16 protein-coding genes are annotated in these 15760 nt (G+C 70.4%); 4 read left to right on the top strand and 12 right to left on the bottom strand.

Annotated features, from left to right (window positions below; all coding sequences use genetic code 11):
- Positions 1-35: 35 nt before the first annotated feature.
- The 6 genes from ABZ027_RS00235 to ABZ027_RS00210 all read right to left on the bottom strand — a co-directional run bounded on the left by ABZ027_RS00235 (position 36) and on the right by ABZ027_RS00210 (position 6227).
- Positions 36-752: a response regulator gene (locus ABZ027_RS00235; protein WP_356762708.1), complete on the bottom strand. Its 717-nt coding sequence runs from the start codon at positions 750-752 to the stop codon at positions 36-38.
- Positions 746-3292, bottom strand: a complete 2547-nt coding sequence (locus tag ABZ027_RS00230) for a sensor histidine kinase KdpD (protein WP_356762706.1) — start codon at positions 3290-3292, stop codon at positions 746-748. The genes ABZ027_RS00235 and ABZ027_RS00230 overlap by 7 nt, the downstream gene beginning before the upstream one ends.
- Positions 3293-3427: 135 nt before the next feature.
- On the bottom strand, positions 3428-4120 hold the full coding sequence (locus ABZ027_RS00225; RefSeq protein WP_356762704.1) for an ABC transporter ATP-binding protein: 693 nt from the start codon (positions 4118-4120) through the stop codon (positions 3428-3430).
- Between the two features lie 202 nt (positions 4121-4322).
- Entirely contained in the window at positions 4323-5084 is a 762-nt protein-coding gene (locus ABZ027_RS00220; protein ID WP_356762702.1) for a DUF3710 domain-containing protein, read from the bottom strand.
- Between the two features lies 1 nt (position 5085).
- The gene (dut, locus tag ABZ027_RS00215) at positions 5086-5646 is read right to left on the bottom strand and encodes a dUTP diphosphatase (RefSeq protein WP_356762700.1); all 561 of its coding nucleotides are present in this window, start codon (positions 5644-5646) and stop codon (positions 5086-5088) included.
- Positions 5643-6227, bottom strand: coding sequence for a PaaI family thioesterase (locus tag ABZ027_RS00210; protein WP_356762698.1), 585 nt, complete (start codon positions 6225-6227; stop codon positions 5643-5645). The genes dut and ABZ027_RS00210 overlap by 4 nt, the downstream gene beginning before the upstream one ends.
- A 58-nt stretch (positions 6228-6285) precedes the next feature.
- Here ABZ027_RS00210 and ABZ027_RS00205 point away from each other — a divergent pair, with 58 nt between their 5' ends.
- On the top strand, positions 6286-6747 hold the full coding sequence (locus ABZ027_RS00205; RefSeq protein WP_356762696.1) for a DUF3093 domain-containing protein: 462 nt from the start codon (positions 6286-6288) through the stop codon (positions 6745-6747).
- Positions 6748-6764: 17 nt separating this feature from the next.
- Here ABZ027_RS00205 and ABZ027_RS00200 read toward each other — a convergent pair whose 3' ends face one another.
- The 4 genes from ABZ027_RS00200 to ABZ027_RS00185 form a co-directional block, all read right to left on the bottom strand.
- Positions 6765-7673 (bottom strand): hypothetical protein, encoded by a 909-nt coding sequence (locus ABZ027_RS00200; protein WP_356762695.1) that lies wholly within the window; start codon positions 7671-7673, stop codon positions 6765-6767.
- Positions 7674-7686: 13 nt separating this feature from the next.
- Positions 7687-7983 carry a DUF4193 domain-containing protein gene (locus tag ABZ027_RS00195; protein ID WP_005481602.1) on the bottom strand — a complete coding sequence of 99 codons (297 nt, stop codon included), beginning with the start codon at positions 7981-7983 and terminating at the stop codon, positions 7687-7689.
- A gap of 405 nt (positions 7984-8388) precedes the next feature.
- The gene (locus ABZ027_RS00190) at positions 8389-9639 is read right to left on the bottom strand and encodes a HAMP domain-containing sensor histidine kinase (RefSeq protein ID WP_356762693.1); all 1251 of its coding nucleotides are present in this window, start codon (positions 9637-9639) and stop codon (positions 8389-8391) included.
- 6 nt (positions 9640-9645) lie between these two features.
- Positions 9646-10299 (bottom strand): response regulator transcription factor, encoded by a 654-nt coding sequence (locus ABZ027_RS00185; RefSeq protein ID WP_356762691.1) that lies wholly within the window; start codon positions 10297-10299, stop codon positions 9646-9648.
- 416 nt (positions 10300-10715) lie between these two features.
- Between ABZ027_RS00185 and ABZ027_RS00180 the strand changes: the two genes are divergently transcribed.
- Positions 10716-10889 carry a hypothetical protein gene (locus tag ABZ027_RS00180; RefSeq protein WP_356762689.1) on the top strand — a complete coding sequence of 58 codons (174 nt, stop codon included), beginning with the start codon at positions 10716-10718 and terminating at the stop codon, positions 10887-10889.
- A gap of 110 nt (positions 10890-10999) precedes the next feature.
- Here the strand turns inward: ABZ027_RS00180 and ABZ027_RS00175 are convergent, their stop codons facing one another.
- Together ABZ027_RS00175 and ABZ027_RS00170 are read right to left on the bottom strand one after the other, a co-directional pair.
- Complete coding sequence (locus ABZ027_RS00175) at positions 11000-11815, bottom strand: inositol monophosphatase family protein (protein WP_356762687.1); 816 nt, start codon at positions 11813-11815, stop codon at positions 11000-11002.
- A gap of 8 nt (positions 11816-11823) precedes the next feature.
- Positions 11824-12951, bottom strand: coding sequence for a ferrochelatase (locus ABZ027_RS00170; protein WP_356762685.1), 1128 nt, complete (start codon positions 12949-12951; stop codon positions 11824-11826).
- Between the two features lie 240 nt (positions 12952-13191).
- On the opposite strand from ABZ027_RS00170, the gene ABZ027_RS00165 reads away from it, so the two are divergent.
- Both ABZ027_RS00165 and ABZ027_RS00160 read left to right on the top strand, forming a co-directional pair.
- A complete protein-coding gene (locus ABZ027_RS00165; protein ID WP_356762683.1) occupies positions 13192-14430 on the top strand; it encodes an MFS transporter in 1239 nt (412 codons plus the stop codon).
- Positions 14390-15709, top strand: a complete 1320-nt coding sequence (locus ABZ027_RS00160; protein WP_356762681.1) for a D-arabinono-1,4-lactone oxidase — start codon at positions 14390-14392, stop codon at positions 15707-15709. Before ABZ027_RS00165 ends, ABZ027_RS00160 begins: the two co-directional genes overlap by 41 nt.
- The last annotated feature ends 51 nt before the right edge of the window (positions 15710-15760 follow it).

The raw sequence follows: 15760 nt of genomic DNA, 5'->3' as shown, positions 1-15760 counted from the left end.
CCCGGCCCCCCGGCCCCCCCCTCTCGGCCCACCGCTCACTGCTCGAACCGGTACCCCATCCCCGGCTCCGTGATGAAGTGCTTGGGGTGCGACGGGTCCGCTTCCAGCTTCCTGCGCAGTTGGGCCATGTAGACCCGCAGGTAGTTCGTCTCCGTCCCGTACGACGGTCCCCACACCTCCTGCAGCAGCTGCTTCTGGCTGACCAGCCGGCCGTCGTTGCGCACCAGCACCTCCAGCAGGTGCCACTCCGTGGGCGTAAGCCGGACGTCCCTGCCGTGCCGCTGGACCTTCTTCGCGGCCAGGTCGACGGTGAACTCGTCGGTCTCCACCAGCGCCTCGTCCTCGCCGCCCCCGTTGGGCTCGGCGCGCCGGACGGCGGCCCGCAGCCTGGCCAGCAGCTCGTCCATGCCGAAGGGCTTGGTGACGTAGTCGTCGGCGCCCGCGTCCAGTGCCTCGACCTTCTCGTCGGAGGAGTGCCGCGCGGACAGCACCAGGATCGGCACCCGGGTCCAACCGCGCAGCCCCTTGATCACCTCGACGCCGTCCATGTCGGGCAGGCCCAGGTCGAGCACCACCACGTCGGGGTGGCGGGCGGCGGCGACCTGGAGGGCGGTGGCACCGTCGTGCGCCGAGTCGACCTCGTACTGACGCGCCTTGAGGTTGATCACCAGGGCGCGCACGATCTGCGGCTCGTCGTCGATGACCAGCACCCGCGTGGGGGGCTGGGGAGTCCCCCCGCTGAGGCTCACCATGTGACCCGCCTTTCTGGTTCCACCGGCTGGAGAAGCTCCGGGGACGATCCGGCCGCCCGGAGCGTGAGCACCATGGTGAGGCCACCCCCCGGCGTGTCCTCGGCGTCCAGCGTGCCGCCCATGGCCTCCGCGAACCCGCGTGCCACGGCGAGCCCCAGTCCCACTCCGGCCCCGCGCGGGGCGTCACCGTAGCGCTGGAAGGGCTCGAATATACGTTCCTTGGCCGCGTCCGGGACTCCCGGCCCGCGGTCGACCACCCGGACTTCGACCCGGTCGGCGATGGCGCTGGCGGACACCAGGACGGGCCGGCCGGCCGGGCTGTACTTGACGCCGTTCTCCACCAGGTTGGCCACCGCCCGCTCCAGCAGCCCGGGATCCACCGCGACCATGGGCAGCGTCTCCGGAATGTCCAGGTCGGCGCTGCCCTCGGGCACCCCGCCGAGCGCCATCGGCACCACCTCGTCCAGGTCGATCTCCCGGATCAGCGGGGCGACCGTGCCGGTCTGCAGGCGGGACATGTCCAGCAGATTGCCCACCAGGTGGTCGAGCCGGTCGGCACCGTCCTCGATGCCCTCCAGCAGCTCGGCCCGGTCCTCCTCGGACCACGCCACGTCCTCGGACCGCAGCGACGAGACCGCGGCCTTGATCCCGGCCAGCGGTGTCCGCAGGTCATGGCTGACGGCGGCCAGCAGCGCGGTGCGGATCCGGTTGCCCTCGGCGAGCGCCCGCGCCCGGTCGGCCTCCTCCTGGAGCCTGCTGCGGTCGAGCACGACGGCCGCCTGGGCGGCGAACGCGGCCAGCACCCGGCGGTCCTCGGCGGGCAGCACCCGGCCGGTCAGCGCGAGCGCCAGATGATCCCCGACCGGAACGTCGACGTCCGCGTCCTCGGGTCGCTCCACGGGCCGCCCCAGCCCGGCCCGGCTGGCGCAGATCCACGGGTCGACGTCGTTCGCCCGTTCCAGGAGGGCCGCCGACTCCATGCCGAAGGTCTCCCGGACCCGCTCCAGGAGTTCCTCCAGGCCGGTCTCGCCGCGCAGCACGTTGCCCGCGAGGAAGGACAGGATCTCCGACTCGGCCCGCAGTCTGGCCGCCTGGTGGGTGCGGCGGGCGGCGAGATCGACGACGGAGGCCACCGAGATGCCGACCCCGACGAAGATCACGATGGCGACGATGTTCCTCGGGTCGGCGATGGTCCAGCGGTGCAGGGGCGGTGTGTAGAAGTAGTTGAGCAGCAGGGATCCGACCGCGGCCGAGGCCAGCGCCGGCAGAAGCCCGCCGAGCAGGGCCGCCGCCACCGTGACCGCGAGGAACAGCAGCATGTCGTTGGCGAGGCCGAGGTCCACCACGTTGAGCAGGAACGCCATGGCCGCCGGGCCGCCCACGCCGACCAGCCAGCCCCACAGGATCCTGGCCCTGCCCAGTCGCGCGCCCCGGGCCACGGGCAGTCCGCGCCCCTTGGCGACCTCCTCGTGGGTGACGATGTGCACGTCGAGGTCGGGTCCCGACTCCCGGGCCACGGTGGCGCCGACGCCCGGTCCGAACACGTACTGCCAGGTCTTGCGGCGCGAGGAGCCGAGGATGATCTGGGTGGCGTTCACGCCACGCGCGAAGTCCAGCAGCGCGGCCGGAATGTCGTCGCCCACCACATGGTGGAAGGTGCCGCCCAGGTCCTCGACGAGGGTGCGCTGCACGGCGAGTTCCTTGGGCGAGGCCGAGGTCAGCCCGTCGCTGCGGGCTATGTAGACCGCCAGCACCTCGCCGCCGGCGCCCTTCTCCGCGAGCCGCGCGGCACGGCGGATCAGCGTCCGCCCTTCAGGGCCGCCGGTCAGGCCGACCACGATCCGCTCGCGTGAGCCCCATATTTTCGAGACCCGGTGCTCGCTGCGGTACTGCTTGAGGTACTCGTCGACCCGGTCGGCCACCCACAGCAGCGCCAGTTCCCGTAGCGCGGTGAGGTTCCCGGGCCGGAAGTAGTTCGACAGGGCGGCGTCGACCTTGTCCGGCTGGTAGATGTTGCCGTGCGCCATCCGTCGGCGCAGCGCCTGTGGCGACATGTCGACCAGTTCGATCTGGTCCGCCCGCCGCACCACCTCGTCCGGCACGGTCTCCTGCTGACGTACGCCCGTTATCGACTCGACGACGTCCCCCAGCGACTCCAGGTGCTGGATGTTCACGGTGCTGACCACGTCGATCCCGGCGGCCAGCAGCTCCGTCACGTCCTGCCAGCGCTTGGCGTTGCGGGAGCCGGGGATGTTGGTGTGCGCGAGTTCGTCCACGAGAGCGACCTCGGGCCGTCTGGTGATGACGGCGTCGACGTCCATCTCGGTGAAGGAGCCACCCCGGTACCCCAGTTCCCTGCGGGGGATCTGCTCCAGGCCGTGCAGCATCACCTCGGTGCGCTGCCGGTCATGGTGCTCCACGAAGGCGACCACGCAGTCCGTACCGCGTTCGACACGGCGGTGCGCCTCGGACAGCATCGCGTAGGTCTTGCCGACGCCCGGTGCCGCACCGAGGTAGATCCGAAGCTTGCCGCGTCCCATGGCCTCATTGTCTTCCGGCGTCCCGCTGACTGCGCAGCGTCGACCTTACGGCCAATAATCGCGACAAATGAGGCCGGGAGCGGCTCGCAGGCCGTCTTTGACGCAACCCTGACGCCGGGCCCTACGGGGAGGCGGTCACCCTTCGACTATCTTCCCGTCACGCAGCTCCAGCACCCGGTCGGCGAGGTCCAGCAGGTTCGCGTCGTGCGTCGCGACCAGCGCGGTGACCCGCTCACTGCGTACGACGGCTCTCAGCAGCTCCATCACGGAGTGACCGGTCTCCGCGTCCAGCTGGCCGGTGGGCTCGTCGGCGATGAGGAGCGAGGGACTGTTGGCGAGGGCCCGGGCTATGGCCACCCGCTGCTGCTGGCCGCCGGACAGTTCACCGGGCCGTTGTCCGGCGTGGTCCAGGAGCCCCACCAGGGACAGCAGGAGTTCGACGCGTTCCTCACGCTCACGCACCTCGGCCCGGCGCAGCCTGAGGGGCACGCCGACGTTCTCCGCGGCCGTGAGGATCGGAATGAGCCCGAAGGACTGGAAGACGAAGCCCACACGGTCCCGGCGCAGCGCGAGGAGACCGTCCTCGCCCAGTTCCGCGAGGTCGAGCCCGTCGACCAGGACCCGGCCCTCGTCGGGCGCGTCGAGCCCCCCGACGATGTTCAGGAGCGTGGTCTTGCCGGACCCGGACCGCCCCTTGAGGGCGACGAGCTCACCGGGCGGCACCTCGAAGGACACTCCGCGCAGCGCGTGGACGGCTCCGGCTCCCTCGCCGAACGTCCGGTGGACGTCCTGAACCCGCACCATGGTCTCGGTGACCACCTGAGTCATGTGCCCTCCCCCGTGTCCCGGGCGCCGGTTGTCGGGCGGCGCCCGGCAGGTCAACGCTTCGGGGCGGCTCGCGGTTCCCGCACGACACTCGTGGTACCCGCACGAAAAGGGCCGCATCCCCGGGTTCGGGGATGCGGCCTCCTGAGTTCACGACGGGCCCGGCGTCATGTCTTGAACTGCCGTGGAACCGGGCCTACGACGCTCAGCGGACCTCGGTGATCTCCGGTCCGCGCTGCAGCTGTCCCATGCCGCCGGAGAAGCGCGAACCCTCCTCCTGCTGGACGCCCTCGGGAACCATCTGGGCGTCGTTCGGCAGCTTCAGGACGATCGGGTCGCGGGGCGCCATCGGGCCCTCACCGCGGACCACGACCGTGTCCCGGAAGATCTGCTCCAGCAGACCGGCCGCCTGCGGCTGCACCGCGCCCTGACCGGAGATCACCCCGCGCAGGAACCAGCGGGCACCGTCCACCCCGACGAACCGCACCACCTGGAAGCCGCTTGTGCCGTCCGGCAGCTGCACCGGCACCTGCGCGCGAAGCTCCCAGCCCAGCGGCCCCTCGACCTCGTCGACGATGCCGCCCTGCTGGGTGATGCCGGAACCGATCTCCTCGCGCACCTCGCCCCAGATGCCCTCGCGCTTGGGAGCGGCGAAGGCCTGCAGCTGGATGGCGCTGTCGCGCAGCACGACGGTGGCCGCGACGATCGCGTCGCCCGCGACCTCGACCCGCAGCTCCATGCCTTCGACGCCCGGCACGAACAGACCGCCCAGGTCCACCCGGCCCTCGGCCGGGTCACGTACCTCGGTGCTGTCCCACGGCCCGTCCGGCCGCGGCTCCGGTTCGAGCCGCACGCGCTCACGCGTGTCCTCTGCCTCGTCCGCCTCAGCGTCGACGCTGTCGACGACCTGCTCGGCCTCGCCGGCCGCGTCCTCGGCGGCACCCTTCTTCTTGCGACGTCCGAACACGTCACTGTCCTTCCCGGTCGGATACGACCGAAGCGTATCGATTCCCACCCGTCGCGCCGCCCACGGCGACATGACCACTTGTGCCGCTCCCGTCGTCCACCGCGGCATGACCTCCGGTGGACCCGAAGCCCCCCTCGGCCCGTGCAGATCCGGGAAGCTCCGCGACCTCCTGGAAGCGGACCCTCTCGACCTGCTGGACGACCAGTTGGGCAATCCGGTCGAAGCGCTCGAACCGCACGGACTCGCGCGGGTCGAGATTCACCACGATCACCTTGATCTCCCCACGGTACCCGGCATCAACCGTCCCCGGGGCATTCACCAGAGCGACACCGCAACGGGCGGCGAGACCGGAACGCGGGTGCACGAACGCCGCGTACCCCTCCGGGAGCGCCACAGACACTCCGGTGGGCAGTACGGCCCGCTCCCCCGGCTTCAGTTCGCAGCTCTCGGTGGTGCGCAGATCGGCTCCCGCGTCACCGGGGTGCGCGTAACCCGGAAGCGGTACGTCGGGGTCGACGCGCCGGATCAGCACGGCGAGTTCTTGACGGGACTCACGGCTCACGGGTTCACCTCGAAGGCGCGGGCACGCCGGGTCTGGTCCGGGTCGTTCATGGCGGTCCTGATCTCCTTCGGACGGCCGTGGTCGATGAAGTGGCCGACCTCCACCTCGATGAAGAGGGCGTCGGCACGGATGGCGAGGGGCCCGTCGGGGCCGCCGATCCGTCCGGTGGCGGCGGAGAAGATCTTCCGCCCGGCCACGGCCGTCACCTCGGCCTCCAGGTACAGCACGGTGTCCACCGGAACCGGCCGTACGAAGTCGGTCTCCAGCCGCCCGGTCACGGCGATCTTCCGCAGCAGCCAGTTCAGCGATCCGAGGGCCTCGTCCAGGGCGCTCGCGAGCACCCCGCCGTGCGCGAGGCCCGGAGCTCCCTGGTGCGCGGGGCGCACGGTGAACTCGGCGGTCACCGTCACCCCCTCGCCGGCGCGCGTCTGGAGGTGCAGTCCGTGGGACTGTTCGCCGCCGCAGCCGAAGCACTGGCCGTAGTGCTCGCCCAGCAGCTCACCGGGCGCGGGCGCGTCAGGATGACGCACCGGTCTCACGGCGTCGGCGGGTGGCTCAACAGCGGCGGAAGTACGACTCACAGCCGCAGACCTTACCCGCGCGTCGGCACCTTCCGGACACCGTGCCAAGCTTGGTTTCATGCAGCTCTCCGCCGCCCCGTACGAAGAACGCCTCACCACCCCGCGCACCTGGTGGTTGATCTCCTTCCTGGTCGGGGTCTCGTTGGCCTTGATCCTGCTGCCCTTCGGCACCTTGCCGATGCTGGGCGGTCTGGTCGGTGGCACCGCCGTGGCGGCGGTCGTGGCCAGCGCGTACGGCTCGCTGCGCATCCGGGTCCAGGGCGGCTTCCTGATCGCGGGCGAGGCGAAGATCCCGGTGTCGGCGCTGGGCGAGGCGGAGGTGCTGGACGCGGCGGAGGCGAGCGCCTGGCGCACGTACAAGGCCGACACCAGGGCCTTCCTGCTGCTGCGTGCCTACATCCCCACCGCCCTGCGCGTGGAGGTCACGGATCCCGAGGACCGGACGCCGTACCTGTACCTGTCGACGCGTGAGCCGGAGCGGCTGGCGGAGGCACTGAAGGCCGCGCGGGCGGCGGCCTAGCACACCCGGCCGAGGCGTCACCCGAGCTGTTTCGGTACGACCCCCATCGCCAGCGGATCCGGTGGCGTCTCCAGCGGCGGCAGTTCCGGCAGGGCGTCCCACGGCACCTGCCTTCTGCGCAGGTCGGCCCGGATGCGCTGGGCGAGTTTGCGGGTGTCCCGGCGGTTCATGACCGCCCCGACGGTCGCGCCCACCATGAACGGCATCAGGTTCGGCAGGTCACGCACCATCCGCTTCATGATCTGCTGCCGCAGTTGCTGCTTGAGTGGGCCGTTCACCGCCGTGCTGACGGACGACGGCTTGGTCACGTCGATGCCGCGCTCGCCCGACCAGGAGTCGAGATACGCGGTGGACCGCTCTTTCAGACCGCCGGGCGGCCGAAGGCCGTAGACCTCGTGGAGTTCGGCGATCAGCTTCAGCTCTATCGCCGCCACGCCGGTGATCTCGGCGGCCAGTTCGGTGGGCATCGCGGGCGGCACCGGCAGCATCGCCGCCGCGCCGATTCCCGCTCCGACCGTCGCCGTCGCGGTGGAGGCGCCCGCCACGAGCCTGTCCGCGAGCTGCTCGGGTCCGAGCCCGGGGAACTGCGCGCGAAGCGTCGCGAGGTCGCGTACGGGGATCCGCGGGGCTATGTCGATGATGCGGTCGGTGAGGTGTCCCAACGCCGCCTTGGCGCGGCTGCCGCTCTTGCGGACGCCTTCCCGGGCCTTGTCCCGGATCTCCGCGGCCCGCCGCCGTACGACGGGCGCGGGGGTCTCCACCGGCGCCGGGAAGTCGGGCCGGTCGGTCGTCGGTTCGAGCGAGGCCGATCCCTTTTCGGATGAGCCCCGCTCGTCGTCACGCGCGCCGTGCCGTCCCTCGGACGGCACCGAGTCCGCTCCCCACGGGAGGAAGCGGCGCTTCCGGGGAGGGGTCGAGCCAGTCACGGCCGACCCGCCCTCAGTCGCAGTCGCGGCAGATCGGCTGACCGTTCTTCTCGCGGGCCAACTGGCTGCGGTGGTGTACCAGGAAGCAGCTCATGCAGGTGAACTCGTCCTGCTGCTTCGGCAGTACCCGGACGGCCAGTTCCTCGTTCGAGAGGTCCGCGCCGGGCAGCTCGAGCCCTTCGGCGGCCTCGAATTCGTCGACGTCCACGGCGGAGGTCGACTTGTCGTTCCGGCGGGCCTTCAGTTCTTCAAGGCTGTCCGAGTCGACGTCGTCGTCGGTCTTGCGTGGGGTGTCGTAGTCGGTTGCCATGTCGCTCTCCCCCTCTGGGTGTCTGCGGTGTCTCCAGCGCACGTAACGCGTGAGAGGCCGGACTTGTGCCCGACCTGAGGCGGAGATTTTGCCTCACATCAAGGTCTGTTACTCAATCGACACCCAACCGGACTCCTGTTGAGTGATCGGGTTGGATGGCGATCGGGACCGTACACGGTCCGAATCCCGCACTACAAAGGCGTCTCACCGTGTACTTCCCGTGATCAAGGCCCCAGAAAACCCGGATTTTCCCGACTTTCCGCCCGTATTCGTGATCACGGAGAGTAGGTGGCAAGAAAATCGCCCTTGTGATCGATCACACACCGGGATACTCGATCAGCGCCGTTAAAATTCCGCGCAAAGCGAACATCCCCGTCTCTCGGTCCAGGTGCGGGGGTCATGATCTCAGACGGGAAGGGTCACCCGCATCACGAGCCCACCTCCTTCACGTGGCCGAGCCGAGATGTGCCCGCCATGCGCCCGGGCCACCGACCGGACGATGGACAGTCCCAGGCCCACACCCTTGTCGCTGCCCGTTCGTTCCGTACGCAATCTCCGGAAGGGCTCAAAGAGATTGTCGATCTCGTACGCCGGCACCACCGGGCCCGTGTTGGACACCACGAGCAGCGCCTGACCGTGCTGGACCTCTGTGGTCACCTCGACCCAGCCGCCCTCGGGCACGTTGTACCGCACGGCGTTCTGCACCAGGTTCAGGGCGATCCGCTCCAGCAGTACGCCGTTGCCCTGGACGACCGCGGTCTTCTGCTCCCCACGGATCACCACGCCCTTGGCCTCGGCCTCGCCGTGCACCTGGTCGACGGCCTGCTCGGCGACCTCCGCGAGGTCCACCGGCTTGCGCTCGACGATCTGGTTGTCGCTGCGGGCCAGCAGCAGCAAGCCCTCGACGAGCTGCTCGCTGCGCTCATTGGTGGCCAGCAGCGTCTTGCCGAGCTGCTGGAGCTCCACCGGTGCGCCGGGATCGGACAGATGCACCTCAAGGAGGGTGCGGTTGATCGCGAGCGGAGTTCTCAGCTCGTGCGAGGCGTTGCCGACGAAGCGCTGCTGGGCCGTGAACGCCCGTTGCAGTCGCTCCAGCATGTCGTCGAAGGTGTCGGCGAGCTCCTTGAGCTCGTCGTCCGGGCCGTCCAGCTCGATGCGGCGGGACAGGTCCGAGCCCGCCACCGCGCGGGCGGTGCGGGTGATCCGGCCCAGCGGTGACAGGACCCGGCCGGCCATCGCGTAACCGAAGGCGAAGGCGATGATCGCGAGGCCGAGCAGGGCCAGGAGCGAGCGGCTGAGCAGGTTGTCCAGGGCTACCTGGCGCTGGTGGTCGATGCACTCGCTGATCGCGGCGTTGAAATCGCCGAGCTGAAACTTGTTCGGGCCGTTGACCGCCGGACAGTTCTCGCTCGTGACGCTGATGTTCGTACCGTCGATGATCCTGAACGGCGGTTGGTTGCCCGTGCTCACGGCCTGCGCCGCCAGCAGGTAGATGATCGACAGCAGCAGGATGCCGGCGATCAGGAACATCCCGCCGTACAACAGCGTGAGCCGTATGCGGATGGTCGGGCGCAGCCACGGGAAGGGGGGCTCCGGCCTGCGGGGGTCCCAGGTGGGCTTCGGGGGGGCCTGGGGAGGCGCCGGGGTCGCGGCCATGGGGGATCAGATCCGGTAGCCGGAGCCGGGGACGGTCACGATGACAGGCGGCTCGCCCAGCTTGCGGCGCAGGGTCATGACGGTGACGCGCACGACGTTGGTGAAGGGGTCCGTGTTCTCGTCCCAGGCCTTCTCCAGGAGCTGCTCCGCGGAGACCACCGCGCCCTCGCTGCGCATCAGCACCTCCAGCACGGCGAACTCCTTGGGCGCGAGCTGCACCTCCTTGCCGTCCCGGAAGACCTCCCGGCGGTTCGGGTCGAGCTTGATGCCGGAGCGTTCCAGGACCGGTGGCAGCGGCACACTGGTGCGCCGGCCGAGGGCACGCACGCGGGCCGTCAGCTCGCTGAAGGCGAAGGGCTTGGGGAGGTAGTCGTCGGCGCCGATCTCCAGCCCCTCGACGCGGTCGCTGACATCGCCGGACGCCGTGAGCATCAGCACCCGGGTGGGCATGCCGAGTTCGACGATCTTGCGGCAGACGTCGTCGCCGTGCACGAGCGGCAGGTCCCGGTCGAGAACCACCACGTCGTAGTCGTTGACGCCGATGCGCTCCAGGGCGGCCGCCCCGTCGTACACGACGTCGACGGCCATGGCCTCCCGGCGCAGTCCGGTGGCCACCGCATCGGCGAGCAGCTGCTCGTCCTCGACGACGAGTACGCGCACGTCGCTTGTCCTTCCTTTGTCCACCCGCGTAGCTTCTCGGCCCGCGCGGGCAGGGGTTTCGGTTGAGTGTGTTGGCCTCCATCCTGCCCTTTTCGGCCATAAGTCGGCTGTAAGACGGGTGAGAGCAGCCTGAAGAACAGGTGCGAGGCTCGGGAATGGGAGATTTTCTCGTCTGGTTGAGGTTTCCGTGGAGGGGAGCTGGGGGAGGACGGCTTTACACCCCGCGATCACGCTCTGTTTGTGTCGTACCACCATGCGGCACCCCGCGTTCCGCGTACCCAGAGTGGGCGTGGGTGTCCGGCACCGTCGCCGCCCGGCAGGGCATGGCGCTGGGCATCTACTGGAGACGTGATCGCCCCTTCCCGACGGCACACCCCCGTGCCACCGACCCACGACCCTGGACGAGGGGGCGCAGCATGGACGCATTCACCGCAGGACTTCTGCAGCGCATAAAGGCGACCGAGTCCGACCTGACGCGGGCTCGCGACGAGGGCGACGACTTCCTCGTCGAGGTTGAGCAGGCCGAGCTCGACGACCTGCGCCGCCTCGCCGCCGACCACGGTGTGGAGGTCGGCGCGACGCGCGTCTGATCAGCTCGCACGGCACGACAGCGGGGCCCCGGCGAATCCAGCGCCGGGGCCCCGCTTCTTGCCTGCTCACTGGCCGCTCACTGCCTGCCCGTCGCCTCACGGCGGCCGTCTCAGTCGTGCCAGGCGCCGAAGTCCTCCAGGAGCCGCTGGAGGGGCTCGAAGACGCCGGGGGTGCCCGCGACCGTGAGGGCGTGTGCGGGGCGCTCTCCCGGGCGTCCACCGGTCAGGGCGCCCGCCTCACGGGCGATGAGGTCTCCCGCCGCGAGGTCCCAGGGGTGCAGGCCGCGTTCGTAGTAGCCGTCGAGACGCCCCGCGGCGACATCGCACAGGTCGACCGCCGCCGAACCACCGCGCCGGATGTCGCGCAGCAGCGGGATCAGCTTTTGGGCGACCTCGGCCTGGTGGACGCGGACCTCGGTGACGTAGTTGAAGCCGGTCGACACCAGGGCCTGCTCCAGGGGCGGAGCCGGGCGGCAGGCCAGTTCTCGCTCGCCGTCCCAGCTGCCGGTGGCCCAGGCTCCCGAGCCCCGTACCGCGTGGAACGTCTCGCCGCGCATCGGTGCCGCGACGACGCCGACGACGGTCTCGCCGTCCTGTTCGGCGGCGATGGAGACGGACCAGGTCGGCAGTCCGTACAGGTAGTTGACCGTGCCGTCGAGCGGGTCGATCACCCAGCGGATCCCACTGGTGCCCTCGGTGGAGGCGCCTTCCTCACCGAGGAACCCGTCGTCCGGGCGGTGCCGGCTGATCAGGTCGGTGATCAGCTTCTCCGCCGCGATGTCCATCTCGGTGACCACGTCGATCGGACTCGACTTGGTCGCGGCGACCGCGAGGTCGGCCGGGCGGCCGTCCCGCAGCAGGGCGCCGGCGCGGCGTGCGGCCTCCTGGGCGAGGGAGAGCAGTTCCGAGTGCAGGGGGTCGGTCACGGGGCTCCTCACGCGTAGGGGCTGTCGGCGCCCGCGGCAGCGGGACGGGGGGCGCGGGCCGGGCAACAGCCGACGGGGCACAGGTTGTGGTCGGCACCGAGCGTCCCCAGCGCGCACGGCGTGACCTCCTGCCCGCGCTCGACGGCGGCGCGCTCCAGGACGAGGTCGCGGATCGCGGCGGCGAACCGCGGGTCGGCGCCGACGGTGGCCGAGCGACGGACCGGCAGGCCCAGCTCCTCGGCTTTGGCCGTCGCCTCCGTGTCGAGGTCGTACATGACCTCCATGTGGTCGGAGACGAAACCGATGGGCACCATGACGATCGCCGGCACCCCAGCCGCGTGCCGTTCCTGGAGGTGGTCGCAGATGTCGGGCTCCAGCCACGGGATGTGCGGTGCGCCGGAGCGGGACTGATAGACGAGCTGCCAGGGATGATCGACGCCGGTGCGCTCACGGACGGCGTCGGCGACGAGCTGGGCCACGTCCAGGTGCTGCTTGACGTACGCGCCGCCGTCGCCGTGCCCTTCGACCGGGCCCGAGGTGTCCGCGGAGGCGATCGGGATCGAGTGGGTCGTGAAGGCGAGGTGCGCGCCGTCACGGACGTCCTCGGGAAGGTCGGCGAGGGAGTCGAGCACGCCGTCGATCATGGGCTCCAGGAAGCCCGGGTGATTGAAGTAGTGCCGCAGCTTGTCGACCTTCGGGGGCTCCAGGCCCTCGGCCTGAAGGGCGGCCAGCGACTCGGCGAGGTTCTCGCGGTACTGGCGGCACCCCGAGTAGGAGGCGTAGGCACTGGTGGCGAGGACCAGGACGCGGCGGCGGCCGTCGGCGGCCATCTCGCGCAGGGCGTCCGTCAGATAGGGAGCCCAGTTGCGGTTGCCCCAGTAGACCGGCAGGTCCAGGCCGTGGCCGGCGAAGTCCTTGCGCAGGGCGTCCAGCAGGGCGCGGTTCTGGTCGTTGATGGGGCTGACCCCGCCGAACAGGAAGTAGTGCTGCCCGACTTCCTTGAGGCGTTCCTTGGGGATTCCGCGCCCGCGCGTCACGTTCTCCAGGAACGGGACGACGTCCTCCGGCCCCTCCGGGCCGCCGAACGAGAGCAGGAGCAGGGCGTCGTAGGGGGTGGCTTCGAGCGCGTCTGGCATGGGATCGATCCTGTCATCAGGTACTGACAGCCGGGAAACGGCGGGGTGACCACCCTGGTTCCCACTCCGTCCAGCCACGTGCGTCAGGTGCGCCTGACTCGTAAGCTGTATCAGCGGTTTCGCGCCTTACCGAGTCCGTCCAACGAGCCCGCCTCACCGACCCCGACGTGTTCTCGTCTCGCCGAGCCGATCACCGAGCCTGTCACCGAGCCGCCCCGCTCCCGCCCGTCCGGAGACCCCGTGCCCAGTCCCTACCGCGCCCTGTTCGCCGCCCCCGGCTCCAGGCGTTTCTCCGCCGCGGGACTTCTCGGCCGGATGCCGCTGTCGATGATGGGCATCGGCGTGGTCACGATGATCTCCCAGCTCACCGGTCGCTACGGCCTGGCCGGCGCGCTGTCGGCGACCATCGCACTGGCCGCCGCGGTGGCGGGCCCGCAGGTCTCACGGCTGGTCGACCGCCACGGCCAGCGTCGGGTACTGCGCCCGGCGACCCTGATCTCGCTCGTCTCGGCGGCCGGGCTGCTGATCGCCACGCACTACCGGTGGCCGGACTGGACGCTGTTCGTGTTCAGCGCCGGCGTCGGCTGTGTGCCGAGCGTCGGCGCGATGATCCGGGCCCGCTGGGCGGCGCTGTACCGGGGCACCCCGCAGTTGCACACCGCGTACTCCTTCGAATCGGTGATCGACGAGGTCTGCTTCATCTTCGGGCCGATCATCTCCATCGGACTGTCCACGGCCTGGTTCCCGGAGGCCGGTCCGCTGCTCGCCGCGGCTTTCCTCGCGGTCGGCGTGTTCTGGCTGACCGCCCAGCGGGCCACCGAGCCCGCCCCGCATCCGCGCACCCAGCTGGACACCGGTTCGGCCCTGCGCTCCCCCGGTCTCCAGGTCCTGGTGGCGACCTTCGTGGCCACCGGCGCGATCTTCGGGGCGGTGGACGTGGTCACCGTCGCCTTCGCCGAGGAGCGGGGGCACAAGAGTGCCGCGAGCCTGGTCCTCGCGCTCTACGCGGCGGGCTCGTGCACGGCGGGACTCGTGTTCGGGCTGCTGCACGTCAAGGGGACGGCCGAACCCCGCTGGCTGATGGGCGTGTGTGCGATGGCCGTGAGTATGATCCCCCTCCTACTGGTCGGAAACTTGCCGTTTCTGGCCGTGGCGCTGTTCGTTGCGGGTCTGTCCATCGCTCCCACGATGATCACGACGATGTCCCTGATCGAGCAGCACGTACCACGCGCGCAACTGACCGAGGGCATGACCTGGGTGAGTACCGGCCTGGCGGTCGGGGTCGCGCTCGGCTCCTCGGTGTCCGGCTGGGTGATCGACGCCGCCGGCGCGCGGGCCGGGTACGGGGTTCCGGCGGTGTCCGGAGCCGTCGCGGTCGCGGTCGGTTTCCTCGGGTACCGCCGGCTCAGCAGGCCGGATCCGCGTCGGGGAGGCACCGTTGAGCAGCACAGCGAGCGGGAAGAACGGCACGTGGCGTAACTGGGGCGGCAACGTCACAGCCCGTCCCGCACGGGAGGTCACTCCCGCCTCGGTCGACGAGCTGGCAGATGCCGTACGGAAGGCCGCCGAGGACGGGCTGAAGGTGAAGGCCGTCGGCACCGGGCACTCCTTCACGTCCATCGCCGCCACCGACGGTGTCTTGATACGCCCGCAACTGTTGACCGGAATCCGCACCATCGACCGTGCCGCCGGCGAGGTCACGGTCGAGGCGGGAACCCCGCTCAAGCGGCTCAACATGGCCCTGGCCCGTGAGGGTCTGTCGCTGACCAACATGGGCGACATCATGGAGCAGACCGTCTCCGGGGCCACCAGCACCGGCACCCACGGCACCGGCCGCGAGTCGGCATCGATCGCCGCGCAGATCACCGGCCTGGAACTGGTCACGGCCGACGGCTCGCTCCTCACCTGCTCGCAGAAGGAGAACCCGGACGTGTTCGCGGCCGCCCGAACAGGTCTGGGCGCCCTCGGCATCGTCACCGCGATCACCTTCGCCGTGGAGCCGATCTTCCTGCTCACGGCCCGTGAGGAACCGATGCCCTTCGACCGTGTCCTTGCCGAGTTCGACCAACTGTGGGCCGAGAACGAGCACTTCGAGTTCTACTGGTTCCCGCACACCGGCAGCACCAACACCAAGCGCAACAACCGCAGCGCGGGTCCGGAACAGCCGGTGGGGCAGCTGGCGGGCTGGTTCGAGGACGAGTTCCTCTCCAACGGCGTCTTCCAGGTGGCGCAGTGGGTGGGCCGTGCGGCGCCCGCCACGATCCCCACGATCGCCCGGGTCTCCAGCAAGGCCCTGTCCGCCCGGACCTACACCGACATCCCGTTCAAGGTCTTCACCTCACCGCGCCGGGTGCGCTTCGTGGAGATGGAGTACGCCGTCCCGCGCGCCGCCGTGACCGAGGCGCTGCGCGAACTGCGGACGATGGTCGACCGCTCCGGCCTGCGGATCAGCTTCCCGGTCGAGGTGCGCACCGCCCCGGCCGACGACATCACGCTGTCCACGGCGTCCGGCCGGGACAGCGCGTACATCGCCGTCCACCTGGTCAAGGGGGCGCCCTACCACGCGTACTTCACCGCCGCCGAGCGCATCTTCACGGCGTACGAGGGCCGGCCGCACTGGGGCAAGGTGCACACGCGCGACGCCGAGTACTTTGCCGGGGTCTACCCGCGGTTCGGCGAGTTCACGGCGCTGCGGGACCGGCTCGACCCGGACCGCCGTTTCCAGAACGCCTACCTGCGGCGGGTGTTGGGGGCGTAGGCACGCGAAGTCGGTAGGCACGCGAAGTCAGTGGTTCCGTTTCTGGTGATC

It is taken from the genome of Streptomyces sp. NPDC006332 (assembly GCF_040612855.1).
In the GTDB taxonomy this organism is placed as follows: Bacteria; Actinomycetota; Actinomycetes; order Streptomycetales; family Streptomycetaceae; genus Streptomyces.
This window is presented reverse-complemented; position numbering and strand designations above follow the sequence as displayed.

Bases quoted from the DNA above. Each gene is read 5' to 3' on its own strand.
- ABZ027_RS00235 (WP_356762708.1), bottom strand. From the start codon at position 752: ATGGTGAGCCTCAGCGGGGGGACTCCCCAGCCCCCCACGCGGGTGCTG.
- ABZ027_RS00230 (WP_356762706.1), bottom strand. From the start codon at position 3,292: ATGGGACGCGGCAAGCTTCGGATCTACCTCGGTGCGGCACCGGGCGTC.
- ABZ027_RS00225 (WP_356762704.1), bottom strand. From the start codon at position 4,120: ATGACTCAGGTGGTCACCGAGACCATGGTGCGGGTTCAGGACGTCCAC.
- ABZ027_RS00205 (WP_356762696.1), top strand. From the start codon at position 6,286: ATGCAGCTCTCCGCCGCCCCGTACGAAGAACGCCTCACCACCCCGCGC.
- ABZ027_RS00195 (WP_005481602.1), bottom strand. From the start codon at position 7,983: ATGGCAACCGACTACGACACCCCACGCAAGACCGACGACGACGTCGAC.
- ABZ027_RS00190 (WP_356762693.1), bottom strand. From the start codon at position 9,639: ATGGCCGCGACCCCGGCGCCTCCCCAGGCCCCCCCGAAGCCCACCTGG.
- ABZ027_RS00180 (WP_356762689.1), top strand. From the start codon at position 10,716: ATGGACGCATTCACCGCAGGACTTCTGCAGCGCATAAAGGCGACCGAG.
- ABZ027_RS00170 (WP_356762685.1), bottom strand. From the start codon at position 12,951: ATGCCAGACGCGCTCGAAGCCACCCCCTACGACGCCCTGCTCCTGCTC.